The 13,539-nt window shown below is 63.6% G+C and carries 13 protein-coding genes; all 13 read right to left on the bottom strand.

Annotation, left to right across the window (positions count from 1 at the left end):
• Nucleotides 1-17: 17 nt before the first annotated feature.
• Entirely contained in the window at nt 18-1,037 is a 1,020-nt protein-coding gene (locus AC628_RS12035; RefSeq protein WP_074127023.1) for an alpha/beta fold hydrolase, read from the bottom strand.
• A 34-nt stretch (nt 1,038-1,071) separates the two neighbouring features.
• Nucleotides 1,072-2,406: a purine-cytosine permease family protein gene (locus tag AC628_RS12030; protein WP_074127022.1), complete on the bottom strand. Its 1,335-nt coding sequence runs from the start codon at nt 2,404-2,406 to the stop codon at nt 1,072-1,074.
• A gap of 81 nt (nt 2,407-2,487) precedes the next feature.
• Nucleotides 2,488-3,525, bottom strand: a complete 1,038-nt coding sequence (locus AC628_RS12025; protein WP_016845713.1) for an aliphatic amidase — start codon at nt 3,523-3,525, stop codon at nt 2,488-2,490.
• Between the two features lie 33 nt (nt 3,526-3,558).
• Complete coding sequence (gene urtE / locus AC628_RS12020; RefSeq protein WP_074127021.1) at nt 3,559-4,251, bottom strand: urea ABC transporter ATP-binding subunit UrtE; 693 nt, start codon at nt 4,249-4,251, stop codon at nt 3,559-3,561.
• On the bottom strand, nt 4,244-4,996 hold the full coding sequence (gene urtD, locus AC628_RS12015; protein ID WP_074127020.1) for an urea ABC transporter ATP-binding protein UrtD: 753 nt from the start codon (nt 4,994-4,996) through the stop codon (nt 4,244-4,246). Before urtD ends, urtE begins: the two co-directional genes overlap by 8 nt.
• A complete protein-coding gene (urtC, locus tag AC628_RS12010) occupies nt 4,993-6,132 on the bottom strand; it encodes an urea ABC transporter permease subunit UrtC (RefSeq protein ID WP_074127019.1) in 1,140 nt (379 codons plus the stop codon). The genes urtD and urtC overlap by 4 nt, the downstream gene beginning before the upstream one ends.
• A gap of 16 nt (nt 6,133-6,148) precedes the next feature.
• Complete coding sequence (urtB, locus tag AC628_RS12005) at nt 6,149-7,018, bottom strand: urea ABC transporter permease subunit UrtB (protein WP_074127018.1); 870 nt, start codon at nt 7,016-7,018, stop codon at nt 6,149-6,151.
• A gap of 127 nt (nt 7,019-7,145) precedes the next feature.
• Entirely contained in the window at nt 7,146-8,396 is a 1,251-nt protein-coding gene (locus AC628_RS12000; protein WP_074127017.1) for a transporter substrate-binding domain-containing protein, read from the bottom strand.
• A 128-nt stretch (nt 8,397-8,524) separates the two neighbouring features.
• On the bottom strand, nt 8,525-9,166 hold the full coding sequence (locus tag AC628_RS11995; RefSeq protein ID WP_074127016.1) for an ANTAR domain-containing response regulator: 642 nt from the start codon (nt 9,164-9,166) through the stop codon (nt 8,525-8,527).
• Complete coding sequence (locus tag AC628_RS11990) at nt 9,163-10,317, bottom strand: transporter substrate-binding domain-containing protein (RefSeq protein ID WP_074127061.1); 1,155 nt, start codon at nt 10,315-10,317, stop codon at nt 9,163-9,165. Before AC628_RS11990 ends, AC628_RS11995 begins: the two co-directional genes overlap by 4 nt.
• A 274-nt stretch (nt 10,318-10,591) precedes the next feature.
• Complete coding sequence (locus AC628_RS11985; RefSeq protein ID WP_074127015.1) at nt 10,592-11,041, bottom strand: Zn-ribbon domain-containing OB-fold protein; 450 nt, start codon at nt 11,039-11,041, stop codon at nt 10,592-10,594.
• On the bottom strand, nt 11,038-12,234 hold the full coding sequence (locus AC628_RS11980; RefSeq protein ID WP_074127014.1) for a thiolase C-terminal domain-containing protein: 1,197 nt from the start codon (nt 12,232-12,234) through the stop codon (nt 11,038-11,040). The genes AC628_RS11985 and AC628_RS11980 overlap by 4 nt, the downstream gene beginning before the upstream one ends.
• Entirely contained in the window at nt 12,231-13,514 is a 1,284-nt protein-coding gene (locus AC628_RS11975; protein WP_074127013.1) for a CaiB/BaiF CoA transferase family protein, read from the bottom strand. The genes AC628_RS11980 and AC628_RS11975 overlap by 4 nt, the downstream gene beginning before the upstream one ends.
• Nucleotides 13,515-13,539: the final 25 nt, after the last annotated feature.

Here is a 13,539-nt window from a genome sequence, read left to right as displayed (position 1 = left end):
TTCGCAATCGTTCGAACTCACGATGCGAGCAATTCCTTGAGCTTGGTATCGATGAAGGCGACATCGACAGGGTTGGTCCCCGGCCCGCCCGCGAAGTGGCCCCAGATCGACGGCACCGGCACGAACTTGGCGTTCGGCATGTTCGCGACCTCGTTCTCGCTGTCTTCAGGCGGGAAGTAGAGATCGGTCTGCCCCGGCATGACATAGGTCTTGGCCTTGATCGCCCGCAGCGCGGCCTTGAAGTCGCCGTGGTAGATCTCGTTGGCGCTGATGTCGCCGTTCTGCCAGGTCCACAGCATGGTGAGCAGATTGTTGGGATCCTTCGGCAGGAAGAAACCTTCCCAGAACGCCACCAGGAAATCCTCCAGCGAGGAATAGCCCATCGTCTTGATATCGAGCTGCTCGCGATAGAACGCCTGCGAGAAGCCCCAGCCGGCATAGACCCGTGCGGCGGCGCGCAGGCCGCGGGCCGGCTTGTCGGTGTACCAGCCCTCCTTCCAGGCGGCATCCGCGGTCAGCGCAGCCTTGACGCCTTCAAGGAACACATAATTGTGCCGCGAGCATTTCGCCGAGCCGCAGAACGGCGCCAGGAGATCCATCATGTCGGGATAGAGCGCACCCCAATGGAAAGTCTGCAACGCGCCCATCGACCAGCCGACCACCAGGCGGATGTGCTTGATGCCGAATTTCTCGGTCACCAGCCGGTGCTGGGCACGCACATTGTCATAGGCCGTCACCTGCGGAAACCGCGGCCCGTTATACGGCTCCGGCGTGTTGCTCGGCGACGACGACAGGCCGTTGCCGAGCATGTTGGGGATGATGATGAAGTATTTCGCCGGATCGAGCGCCATGCCCGGCCCGATCAGCCACTCATTGTCGTAGTGCTGGCCGGAGTACCAGGTCGGATAGACGATCACATTGTCCTTGGCCGCGTTGAGCTGGCCAAACGTCTTGTAGGCGAGCTTGCAGTCGCGGATGGTCGCGCCGCACTGCAAGGTCAGATTGCCGAGATCATAGATCTGATAGTCGACGCTCATTGATGTACCCTTCTTGCTTGATTGAGCTGATCGCTTAGGCGGGACGCGCCACCTTCTCTGCCGAAGACTCCACCCGCGCGATCGCCCCGTACACGATGCCGGCGACCAGCGCGGCTGAGATCGCAGTGGACAGCCCCGGCATCAGGTTCTCAACTGCAAAGGCGCACAGCGACCCGATGCCCCAGGCGATGAACGGCTTCGCACGCCAGTCGGTGTCCGCGCGCGCCCCGGTCCGCAGCAGATACTGATCGACCAGGATGATCGCACCGATCGGCGGCACCAGGATGCCGAGCAGCGACAGCCACTGGATGAAGAACGCCCAGACGTTGCCCGCGGCGACGACGATGCCGATGGCGCCGAGGATCACGGCCATTAGCCGCATATTGGTGCCGAGGATGCGCGACCAGCCGGTCGCCGCATTGTACAGGCAGTGCGAGCAGACCGAACCGAGATTGGCGTAGAGGAAGATGAACGCGAGAATGCTGAGCCAGGTCAGCTGCTTGCCGTTCATGAAGCCGAACATGTTGTCGACACCGAACGGATTGGCGTTCGGCACCGCAAGCGCAGCCGTCATCACGCCGCCAACCAGCATCGCCACCAGATTGGCGAACGGAAACGCGCTGAACGTGGCGAACAGCGACGCCCGCGGGCTCGGCGCCCAGCGGTTGAAGTCCGCAGTCACCGTGCCGGCGTCGATGAACAGTGCCAGCACCACGGTGAGGCCGACGCCCATCGACATGCTGGCGACGCCATTATTGCCGGCATAGCTGAAAATCGCGGCTGCGGTAGTGGTCGATGCCGCATCGGCGGCGACCCAGAGGCCGAGGACGACAAACAGCGGCACCGATGCCAGCCCGATATAGTGCAATCCCTTCACACCGACGAAGGTGATCCCGATATAGAGCACGCCGGCGACGATGGTCATCGCCACATAGTTGAGGCCGTAGGTCGATGAGATCAGTGCGCCGGTGATGCCAGTCTGCACCGCATACCAGCCGAGCAGCAGGGTCGACAGCAGGCCCGACGCCAGTACATAGCCCTTCTTGCCGAATACGATGCTCGCGATCAGCGCGAAGTTCATGCCGCGCCTGGTGCCGATCAGGCCAAGCGCGCCGACATAGGCGAACATGATCAGATTGCCGATGATCATCGCCACCAGCGCGTTCTTGAACCCCATGCCCAGCACGAGCAGCGATCCCGTCATCGCGCCGGTGATGATCATCGGAAAGCCCAGCCACACCATGGTGACCGAGAAGGCGCTGCGCCGGGCAGTCATTGGCACCGGCTCGTGCTCGAATTCATGACCGAGAAGGTCGTCGATCTGTCCCTCGGCCTGATGAACCAGTCCGTTATTCGCTTGGCTGCTCATGGTAACCCCCGTTTCCCCTTGCAACAGTTTCAGAACCGCGCCGGCGCAAATGATCGCGCCGGCGCAGCTCGAGTTCTCCGATCAACGATGTGCGACTTTCTGGTTCGGAATGCCCTCGATCGGACATTCGTCGGTCCCGACGGTCGGACGGGTCATGGCCTCGACCATCTCCCGCGTGCCTTCCGGGTCCGTGATCCAGTTCTTGTAGAAGGTGTACGGACAGACCGCGTGGCCGCGGTCGCCGTCTCCGGAGTTGATCAGGCCGGTGTAGCCGCGGTGCATCAGCTTGAAGAGATGGTTCTGCGACTGCATGTTGCGGCGGGCGTCGCGGATCAGCGACACCGAAAGCTGCGCGTACTGGATGCCGTTCTCCTCAGTGCCGCACTCGCCGAGCGTCCGCCCGTCGAAACCGATCAGCGCCGAATGGCCGAAGTAGGAATAGACGCCGTCGAAACCGGATGCGTTGGCGACCGCGACGTAGCAGTTGTTGGCCCAGGCCATCGACTTCGAGATCTGGATCTGCTGCTCCTTGGCCGGATACATGTAGCCCTGGCAGCGGACGATCAGCTCGGCGCCGCGCATGGCGCAGTCACGCCAGATCTCCGGGTAGTTGCCGTCGTCGCAGATGATCAGGCTGATCTTCAGGCCCTTCGGCCCCTCCGAGACGTAGGTGCAGTCGCCCGGATACCAGCCTTCGATCGGCACCCACGGCATGATCTTGCGATACTTCTGCACGATCTCGCCCTTGTCGTTCATCAGGATCAGGGTGTTGTACGGCGCCTTGTTGGGATGCTCCTCATGGCGCTCGCCGGTCAGCGAGAACACGCCCCAGACCTTGGCCTTGCGGCAGGCGTCGGCGAAGATGCGGGTCTCCTCGCCCGGTACCGACGACGCCGTCTCGTACATCTCCTTGGAGTCGTACATGATGCCGTGGGTCGAGTATTCCGGGAAGATCACGAGGTCCATGCCCGGCAGGCCGAGCTTCATGCCCTCGACCATCTTGGCGATGTTGCGCGCGTTATCCAGCACCTCGGCCTTGGTGTGCAGACGCGGCATCTTGTAATTGACCACGGCAACGCCGACCGTGTCCTTGCTGCTCGATATATCTCCATGCAACATGTCTCGACTCCCTTTCCTGAACGATAATTCCCGCTACACGGCCATGTGCAGCTGGATGAGATCATCGGTGAGTTCACCGATCGCGCCCTTGGCGACGACGCGTCCCTTTTCGAGCAACGCGAACCGGTGCGACGCGCGCCGCGCGAACGCGACATTCTGTTCGACCAGCACGACCGTGATGCCGCGCTCGCGGTTGAGGCGCGTGATCACGTCCTCGATCTGCTCGACGATGTTCGGCTGGATGCCTTCGGTCGGCTCGTCCAGCAGGATGACCTTGGGCTGGGCCAGCAGCGCGCGCGCGATCGCAAGCTGCTGCTGCTGCCCGCCGGAGAGATTGCCGCCGTAGCGATTGAGGAAATCCTTGAGCACCGGAAACAGCTCCAGCACCCACTCCTCGATGCCACCAGCGGATTTCGCCGCGAAAGTCCCAAGCGTCAGGTTCTCCCGCACGGTGAACTTCGGCAGGATGCCACGGCCCTGCGGCACATAGGCGATGCCGGCCTTGGCGCGCTGATAGGTGCGGAGCGGCGAGATGTCGGCGCCGTCGAGCGACAGGCGTCCGGTGACCCGGTCCATCAGGCCGAGGATGCTGCGCATCAGCGTGGTCTTGCCGACCCCGTTGCGGCCGAGCACCGAGAGGAATTCGCCATTGCCGACCAACAGGTTGATGCCCTGCAGCGCCCGGCTGTTGCCATAGAAGGCGTCGACGTCGGTCAGCTCAAGCATGGCTGATGCCTCCCGATCCCAAATAGGCGCGCCGCACCTCCGGATGCGCCTCCACTTCCGCGGCGGTGCCCTCGGCCAACATCTGGCCCATATGCATCACCGAAATGATGTCGCCGATCGCTTTCACAAAACCCATGTCGTGCTCGACCACGATCAGCGTGTGCTTACCCTTCAGCCGCGCGAACAGCTCGGCGGTCTTGCGGGTCTCCTGCGCCGTCATGCCTGCGGTCGGCTCGTCCATCAGGATCAGCTCGGCGTCCTGCGCAACCAGCATGCCGATCTCCAGCCACTGGGTCTGGCCGTGCGACAGATAGGCGGCCGGCCGGTCGAGTTGCTCGGTGAGCCCGACCAGTTCGGCAAGACGTTCGATGTCTTCGCGCCCCCCATTGCCGATATTCCAGCGCAGATTGCCGAGCACAGAGGTGCGGCGGGCCCGTGCCACGTCAAGATTCTCGCTGACCGAGAGCTCGCGAAATACGCTCGGCACCTGGAACTTGCGGCCGACACCGGCGCGGGCGATCTCGTATTCCTCGAGATCCTGCAGTGCGGTGCCGTCAAAGCTGACGGTGCCGGCGCTCGGCTTGACCTTGCCGCAGATGATGTCCAGCGCCGTGGTCTTGCCGGCGCCGTTCGGCCCGATCAGGCAGCGCAGCTCGCCCTTGCGCACGCTCATGTTGAGCGCGTTGAGCGCCTTGAACCCGTTGAAGCTGACCGAGACGTCGCGGAGATCGAGATGCGAGCTCATGTGCTGCCCTCCGTCTGACCGACGCCTTGCGCAACGCCGCGGCCCGCGGCCTGGCGGCGCTGCACGATCCAGCGCAGCACGACCTGCGCGAGACCAGCGAGCCCCTTCGGCAGGAACAGCACGACGAGCACGAACAACGCGCCCATCACCAGCGTCCAGGTTTCGAGGAACGCCGCGGATTCCGACAGCGCGCCCTGCATGCCCGCGACCAGCACCGCGCCGAGGAACGCGCCGACCAGGCTCTGCCGGCCACCGACCGCGCACCACACCACCACCGAAAGCGAAAGCTGCACGCCGAGGAAGGTCGGCGAGGCAAACTCCATCACGACCGTGTAGAGCATGCCGGCAAGGCCCGCGATCGCGGCCGACAGCGCGAACACGAAGATCTGGTAGAGCGCGACGTCGTAGCCGAAATAGCGCACCCGGCTCTCGTGATCGCGGATCGCCTGCACGATCAGGCCGGCCTTGGACTTCGTGAAGGCAAAGGCGACCAGCAGGCTGAGCAGCACGCAACAGGCGACGAGATAATAGGTGGCGCGGCCATAGGCATCGAAGGCGACGCCGAAGATCTCGAGCTGGGCGAGATCGGTGATGCCGTTGAAGCCGCCGGTGTAGCTCTGCTGGTCGATGATCACGAGATTGATCACCACCATGGTGGCGAGCGTGATGATCGAGACGTAGACCCCCGTCACACGGCCGCGGAACATGAACCAGCCGAGCGCCGCCGCGACCAGCGCCGGCACGATCAGGCCCGCGGCAATCGCAAAGGTCAGCGAGCGGAACGGCTGCCAGAACCACGGCAGATGCTGGACGTTATTCCAGACCATGAAGTCCGGCAGGCCACTTGCTCCGGTGTGCACAGGAACGGTCTTGAGCTTCAGCGCCATCGCCATCGCGTAGGAGCCGAGCCCGAAGCTCATCGCCTGGCCGAGATTGAGGATGCCGCCGAAACCCCAGGACAGCCCGAGCGACACGGTGAGGATGCCGAGCACCAGGTAGCGCGCGACCTTGTTGAGCAGGAAGTCGTTGTTGAGCAGCACCGGGAGCGCGAACACGATCGCGCAGACGATCAGCAGAGGTGCGAGCTGCGCGATCAGGCGCTGCAATCTGCTGGAGTTTGGAGCATTGGACGGCATAGATGAGCGATCTGTCTCAGGCCCGCACGCGTGCGGTGAAAAGCCCTTCGGGGCGGAAACGGATGAGGACGACGATGGCGAGCAGCACGATCGCCTTGGCCACCGTGTCGTTCTGCAGGAAGGCGATGCCGCCGGAGAGCTCGCCGAGGATGAAGGCGCTCGCCACGGTGCCGGCGAGGCTCTGCACGCCGCCGAGCACGACCACCATGAAGGCATCGACCACATAGCCGGTGCCCATGTCCGGCGACACGCTCTTGAGCGGCGACACCAGCGCGCCGGCCAGCCCCGCAAGGCCCGCACCGTAGGCAAATGTCAGCGCATAGACCCGCTTGGCGTTGATGCCGAAGGAGGCGGCGACCGAGCGGTCCTGGATGATGGCGCGCAGCTTCATTCCGACCGGGGTGCGGTTCATCAGCAACCAGGTCGCGCCGAACAGCGCGATCGACACCACGAACAGGAACACCCGATACGACGAGACCGGGATGCCGAACACATCCATGCTGTCGGACAGCGCCGGCGGCAGCTGCACGTAGCGCAGCTCGCTACCGACCGACAGCCGCACCGCCTGCTGCAGCATGATGCCGACGCCCCAGGTCGCGAGGATCGTATCCAGCGGCCGGTTGTTGAGCAGGCTCAGGACGTAGCGTTCGATGACCCAGCCGAACGCGGCAACCACGAGGAAGATCGGAATCAGGCTCGCCAGCAGGCCGAGCCCGAGATAGGTGTGGAACACCCAGGCGGCGTAAGCGCCGAGCATCACGAACTCGCCATGGGCGAGATTGATGATGCCCATCGAGCCGTAGATGATCGACAGGCCCAACGCGACCAGCAGCAGGATCGATCCGATGCTGAGGCCGGTGACGATTTGTTCGATGAATTGGTCCACGTCGGGATCCGCTCTTCAATGTTCGTTTGCTGCGCCCTGCCCTCACACAATGGGTGCGAGAAGCAGCATTCGTTGCGGGTGGCTGGCCGCCGGCGCCGCACGCCGACGGCCTCGTCAGCCCCCGTCGTCAGCTCTTCTCGACCAGGCCCTTCTCGGTGCAGGACTGCCCGGGATAGGCGGCGTAAGGCACCGGCTTCAGCCAGTCCTTGGCCTCGACGAGAATCTCGAACTGGCCGTTTGATTTGGCCTGCGCGATCTTCGGCCACAGCCAGGTGTGCAGGTTCTCCGGCTCGATCTCGACCTTGCCCTGCGGCGCAATCATGCTCTGGCCCTTGACCGCGTCGCGGATGTTCGGCGGCGTGAGGTCGCTGGTCGCAAGCTTCTCGACCGCCTGCTTGAACAGATAGGTCTGGAAGTAGCAGGCCTCCGAGACGAAATGCGTGACCTTGTCGGCGCCCCAGCGCTTCTTGTAGGCCTCGACGAATTTCTCGTTCTCAGGCGACTTGTGCACCATGAAGTACGGCGCCGAGGTGAAGTGACCGGCGGCGGCCTCTCCGCCCATCGCCGCGACCTCGTTCTCCGACGTCGTCAGGCTCGCCATCGGCATCTTTTCGGGATCGAGACCGGCGGCCTTGTACTGACGGTGCAACGCGACCACGGAATCGCCGACCACGGTGGAGAAGATCACGTTCGGCTGGGTCGAGCGGATCTTGTTGATGACGGAGGAGAATTCGGAATGGCCGAGCGGCACATATTCTTCCGCCACGACCTCGCCGCCGAGCTTCTCGAGCAGCTTCTTGCAGTAGTTGTTCTCTTCCTTCGGATAGATGTAGTTGGAGCCGATCAAATAGAACTTCTTGCCGAACTTCTTGACCAGCCACGGCACGAACTCGTCCTGCTGCTGGTTCGGCACCGCGCCGGTGTAGATGACGTTCTTCGAGCACTCGCGGCCTTCGTAGAGCGTCGGATACCAATAGAGATTGTTCTGGCGCTCGAAGACAGGGAGCACCGCCTTGCGGCTTGCCGAGGTGTAGGAGCCGAACACGCTGACGCATTTGTCGCCGACGACGAGCTTGCGCGCCTTCTCCGAGAACGTCGCCGGATCGGATGCGGGATCCTCGACGATCGGCACGATCTTGCTGCCCTTGATGCCGCCGGCCGCGTTGATTTCCTCGATCGCGAGCAGCGTCGCCTTGTTGAGCGATTCCTCGATGATCGCGGTCGTTCCGGTCAGCGAGAACAGCACGCCGACCTTGATCTCGCCGCCGCCGGCGTAAGCGAGGTCGGCGTTCTTGATCCAGATGTGCGGCAGTCCGGCGCCGGCAAATGCGCCAAGCGCCGCGGTATTCCTCAGCAAAGTCCGCCGTGAAATGCTCATCCCTTAGCTCCCTTCAGGACTGAAAAAACAAAAAGCCCTCCCGATGCGCGCTTACGCGAGCATTGGGAGGGCTTTGTTGCCGGTTGTGTCGAAGGCGGCGCTGTCGCCGCCGGCCCCGCTATTGGGGCTTACTGTTGATGATCGTAGCCAAGCAGTTCGAACGAGTCAACAATCGCCGCGGCGACTGCGCTTGCCGACACGCGGCGATCCATCGCCTGTCGTCTGATGAAGCCATAGGCTTCGGTTTCCGGCATCTGCCGCGTCGCCATCAGGATGGCCTTGGCGCGCTCTACCGTGCGCATCGAGCGCAGATTGTCGTCGAGCTTCTCGATCTTGCTGCGCAGCCGCCGCTCGTAACCAAACTGGCTGCGCGCCAACACGAGGCTCGACAGCACCGCATTCTGCGTGAACGGCCGCGGCAGCACGGCGTTGGGCGTTGCATGACACAGCGCGTCGGCGTGAACGGCTTCCGTCGCCGGCAGGATCACGACCAGCGCGGAACGCGCATCGCCGGGAATCCACGGCAGGCGCCGCGCCAGGTCGGGCGAATATTCGCAATACACCACATCGGCGTCGGCCGGCACGCTTTCCGGCATCGGCCAGACCTGACGCACCCGCATCCTGAAGCGCTGCAATTCGCGCAGCAACATGCCGACCTGATCGTCGACCGGTGCGACCACGACCGCCGAGAGATCGGCAAGTTCCTGAACCATGGTCTTGCGTCCGCCGACGTCTCGGCTGAGCTGCGGCTTACGCGACATTTCGTTCATTGGACGCTTCCTGTTTGCGTTGCACGACCATATCCGATCAGGAACGGATCCGCATGCACCGGCTCTTTTGATTGGCTGACGACATCGAACTGTCCCTGGCGGTTGGCGCGTCCGATCCGGGTCCACAGATCGGTATGACCCGACATCGGGTTGACCGTGACCGCACCTTGCGGTGCATCAAAGCTGGTGCCGAACACCATGGAGCGGAGCACTTCGGTGTCGAGCGAATTGACCTGCTCGAGCGCTTTCGCAAACAGATGCAGCTGGAAATAGGACGCCTCGGCGCACATGTTGGTCGAGATGTCGGCGCCGAACCGCTTCTTGAAGCGTTGCACAAACGCGCTGTTGGCGCTGCCCTCCACGCCCTGGAAATAGGATGCCGCCGTGACGTGTCCTTCGCCGACATCGAAGCCCATCGCGGCGATTTCGGCTTCCGTCGTGGTCAGGCTGGCGATCGGGACCTGCTTCGGATCGAGCCCGACATTCGCATAGGCCTGATAGAGAAACACCGTGCCCTCGCCGACGACGGTCGAGAAGATCACGTCGGGCCTGACCCGCTTGATGTCCTGGATGATCGGTACGAAGTCCTGCCAGCGCGCGTAGACATTGACGTAGCGCTCGCCAACGACCGAGCCGCCGTTGCTCTTCAGCAGCTCGCGCATCACCCGGTTGGACTCGCGCGGATAGATGTAGTCCGAACCCACGAAATAGAATCGCGTTCCGAACGTATCCATCAAATAGCGACACAGCGCGAGGCTGTTCTGATTCGGCGAGGCGCCGGTGTAGATGACGTTCGGCGACGCCTCGAACCCCTCATAGAGCGTCGGGTACCAAAGCAGGCCATTCAGCCGTTCGACGACCGGCAGCACCGCCTTGCGGCTCGACGAAGTGTAGCAGCCGAATATAGTGCTGACCTGATCTTCGACCATCAACCGTTTGGCGTAGTGGCCATAGGCGGCCGAATCCGAACCGGGATCGTAGGCGACGGGAACCAGTTCGCGGCCGCAGACGCCTCCCGCCTCGTTCACCTCCTCGATCGCAAGCTGCGTGCCCTGATACTGGGTTTCCTCGATCACCGACATGAAGCCGGTTCGCGAAAACAGGACTCCTATCCGCCACGGAGCGGAGGTCGCTTGGGTAGGATTCGACATGATCAGGCCCTCGACAGAATTGGAGGGACGAGAGGGATTATTGTTCTTGTTGCTCTCGAACGGCATTGCCGGGAGCGGAAGATTGCATGTCATCTGCCGCGAGACAAGGACCCTCGCAGCTCATCCTGTCAGCGACGCTGACGCGAAAGCGGGCAGACCGGATGTCACCCGCGGCGGATCACAGGTGCAGCGGACCGTGGACCAGCTATCTCCGGTAGACGCGCGATCGATTGCCCGTATCAGGCGCAGGGATGGATAGTAACTCCGGGGAAACCTACAGCCGGCGCCATTGCAGCAAGGAGTAAGGCGGATCCTGCTCCGGGTGATGCTCGAAGACGCCTTCGACATCGGCGCCGATGGCAACCGTCTGTTCGGGATCGCCGAGCAGATTGCCGACCATGCGAATGCCGCCGGCATGCGGCAGTTCGACAAGCACCGCGATGTACGGTCCATGCCCTTTGAGCGCCGCATGCGACGGATGCCATGCACGTTCCCAGCTGAAGATCCGGCCGCGCGGCTCGACTTCGATCCAGGCCGGGTCGAAGGCGTGGCAGCGATGGCAGAGCCATTCGGGTCCGAATTGCCACGTGTTGCAGCGACCGCAGCGTTGCACCAAGAGCTTGCCCTGACGCAATCCTTCCCAGTAAGGCGCAGAGAGGCCGTCAGGTTCTGCAACCGGGATCGGCAGACCTGCCGGGAGATAGCGCGTGCCCGGGTTGCTCATAACGTGGCCTCCGACCCCAGAATGAGATTGCTCGCGGGAGAGACCATCGGACCTCCGATGACCAACGCGACGTCGCTGCGCCGAGCCTGGCTGGTCGACACGCCACGCACCTGGCGCACCGCCTCGAGGACGAGCTCGAAGCCGTGCATGTAGCATTCGGCGAGATTGCCGCCGCTGGTGTTGAGCGGCAGCCGCCCGGACGGCGCGATCAGGTTCTCGAAGGTCAGGAAGTCGTTGGCCTCCTCCGGTTCGAAGAAGCCGTGCTCCGCCAGCGCCATCACGACGCCACCGGTGAAATTCTCATACGCCTGCACCACGCCGACATCAGACGGCCCTAGCCCGGCCATGCGGTAGAGATCGGGAGCAACAGTGTCGAAACTCGCAGTGGCGTAGAGCGGCGCGTTGTGCGCCGTCGCCGCCGCGCGATGTCCGGATCCGAAGGCCGCGCCGAGCAGATAGGCCGGCTTGCGCCGGAATTCCGTGGCACGCTCCGCCGATACCAGCACCAAGGCCGCTGCGCCGTCATTTTCCATGCAGCAATCGTAGAGATGGAACGGCTCTACGATCCAGCGCGAGGCATCGTACTTGTCGACGTCCAGCGGCTTGCCGTGCATCACGGCACGCGGATTGGCCTGGGCATGGTGATAGGAGGCGAGCGCAATCGCGCGCAACGCCTCTTGCCGGACGCCGTGATCGTGCATGTAACGCTGCACCCGCATGGCAAAGCGCTGCGGCGGCGCCAGCACACCATAAGGCATCAGGTAGGATCGTTCGCCTGAAACGGTGTGGATGCCGCCCGCCTGCCCGAAGCGACCATACTGGCCCTGCGCCAGCGAGCGGAACACCACGACGCAATCGGCGAGGCCCGCGATGATCGAGGCAGCGGCATTGGCAATCGCGGCACAACATCCGCCGCCGCCTCCACCCCATTGCATGGTGGCGGAGCGCAAGCGATGCGTCCCCAACGCCGCAGCGAGCCGCGACGCCTCACTGCGATCGTCGCTGTAGGACGAGTACCCGTCGATCTCGCGCGGATCGAGTCCGGCATCCTCACAAGCCGCCAGAATGGCTTTGAGCGCGAGCTTGAACTCCGGGTCGGGCGACGCACCGTGGCGATAATATTCCGTTTCACCAATCCCGATGACGGCCACACGGCCTCGCAGCGTCCGCTCGTCGCGCCCGCGCCCCGTCACGGCTTGGCATCCTGTCGCAAGGGCTGGCCGCCGAACGCCCCGCCCTTGGCAAGCCGTGCGATCTCCGCATCGTCATAGCTGAGCAAATCGCGCAGTACGTTTTCGGTGTGCTGACCGACGGCCGGTGCCGCGACGGGATCGACGATCGGCGTCCGCGAATAGCGGATCGGCAGGTTCACGTTCGGCACCCAGCCCACCGCCTCGTGCGGGATTCTTGTGACGATCCCGCGCTCCCGCGCTTCGGGTGACCGGATCGCCTCGCCGACGCTGCGTACCTGGCCGCAGGGCACTCCGGCTGCGCGCATCCGCGACTGCCAGTGCGACCAGGGCTGGCGGGCAAAGGCATCGCCGAGAATCGCGAACAACTCCTCGCGCCGACGAATTCGGTCGGGGCCGGTCGCATAGATCTCGGCCGCCGCGAGATCCTCGCGCTCGAGCACCTGCGCCATCAGCCGTTGAAAGATCTTGTCATTGCCGCAGTTGATATAGAACGAGCAATCGCTCGCCAGGAACACGCCCGACGGACAGGTGTCCGGGCTGGTGTTGCCGCTTCGCTTTGGATCCGCATTGTTGAAGAGCGACTGCATGGTCGCGTAGCCGGTCATCAGGACGGCATTCTCGAACAGCGACACCTCGATGGCCTGGCCATGCCCGCTGCGCTCGCGCGCGAACAACGCGCTGAGGATCGCATTGCTGGCCATCATCGCGGTGCTGATGTCCATGACCGGCGACAAGGCCCGCACGCCCTCCCGGTCGGCATAGCCGTTCATCGAGACGAAGCCGCTCTCGACCTGCGCGATCGGGTCGAAGCCGAGCCGGTCGGAGAACGCGCCGTCGCGGCCATAGGCCGACACCGAGCAATAGATGATCTCGGGCTTGATCTTGCGGCAGCTCTCGTAGTCGAGCCCGAGCCGCGCCATCACGCTCGCCGAAAAGTTCTCGACGAGAACGTCCGCCGTCGCGATCAGCTCACGCGCGACCTTCAGGCCCTCGGGCGACTTCAGATCGAGGGCGACGCTGCGCTTGTTGCGGTTGGTCCAGAGGAACGGCGCACCGTGCCTGAGATCGGAATGCACCGGGGGATAGCGGCGCAAATCGTCGCCGCGGCCGGGCGCTTCGATCTTGATCACCTCGGCGCCCATATCGGCGAGAATCATGGTGGCAAACGGTCCGGCGATGAAATGCGAGAAATCGATCACGCGGATCCCCTCCAGCGCCTTCGGCGCACCGAGAGGACGAGGCGTGTGCTCGGGGAAGTCGGCTTCAAGCTGATCCAGCATTGGGACGTCCGTCAGTTTGAGAAAG

It is taken from the genome of Bradyrhizobium sp. NAS96.2 (assembly GCF_001908235.1).
GTDB lineage: Bacteria > Pseudomonadota > Alphaproteobacteria > Rhizobiales > Xanthobacteraceae > Bradyrhizobium.
Note: the sequence above shows the minus strand (reverse complement) of the source record. Positions and strands in the feature narration are given on the sequence as shown.

Bases quoted from the DNA above. Each gene is read 5' to 3' on its own strand.
- AC628_RS12035 (WP_074127023.1), bottom strand. From the start codon at position 1,037: ATGAGCGTCGACTATCAGATCTATGATCTCGGCAATCTGACCTTGCAG.
- AC628_RS12030 (WP_074127022.1), bottom strand. From the start codon at position 2,406: ATGAGCAGCCAAGCGAATAACGGACTGGTTCATCAGGCCGAGGGACAG.
- AC628_RS12025 (WP_016845713.1), bottom strand. From the start codon at position 3,525: ATGTTGCATGGAGATATATCGAGCAGCAAGGACACGGTCGGCGTTGCC.
- urtE (WP_074127021.1), bottom strand. From the start codon at position 4,251: ATGCTTGAGCTGACCGACGTCGACGCCTTCTATGGCAACAGCCGGGCG.
- urtD (WP_074127020.1), bottom strand. From the start codon at position 4,996: ATGAGCTCGCATCTCGATCTCCGCGACGTCTCGGTCAGCTTCAACGGG.
- urtC (WP_074127019.1), bottom strand. From the start codon at position 6,132: ATGCCGTCCAATGCTCCAAACTCCAGCAGATTGCAGCGCCTGATCGCG.
- AC628_RS12000 (WP_074127017.1), bottom strand. From the start codon at position 8,396: ATGAGCATTTCACGGCGGACTTTGCTGAGGAATACCGCGGCGCTTGGC.
- AC628_RS11995 (WP_074127016.1), bottom strand. From the start codon at position 9,166: ATGAACGAAATGTCGCGTAAGCCGCAGCTCAGCCGAGACGTCGGCGGA.
- AC628_RS11990 (WP_074127061.1), bottom strand. From the start codon at position 10,317: ATGTCGAATCCTACCCAAGCGACCTCCGCTCCGTGGCGGATAGGAGTC.
- AC628_RS11985 (WP_074127015.1), bottom strand. From the start codon at position 11,041: ATGAGCAACCCGGGCACGCGCTATCTCCCGGCAGGTCTGCCGATCCCG.
- AC628_RS11975 (WP_074127013.1), bottom strand. From the start codon at position 13,514: ATGCTGGATCAGCTTGAAGCCGACTTCCCCGAGCACACGCCTCGTCCT.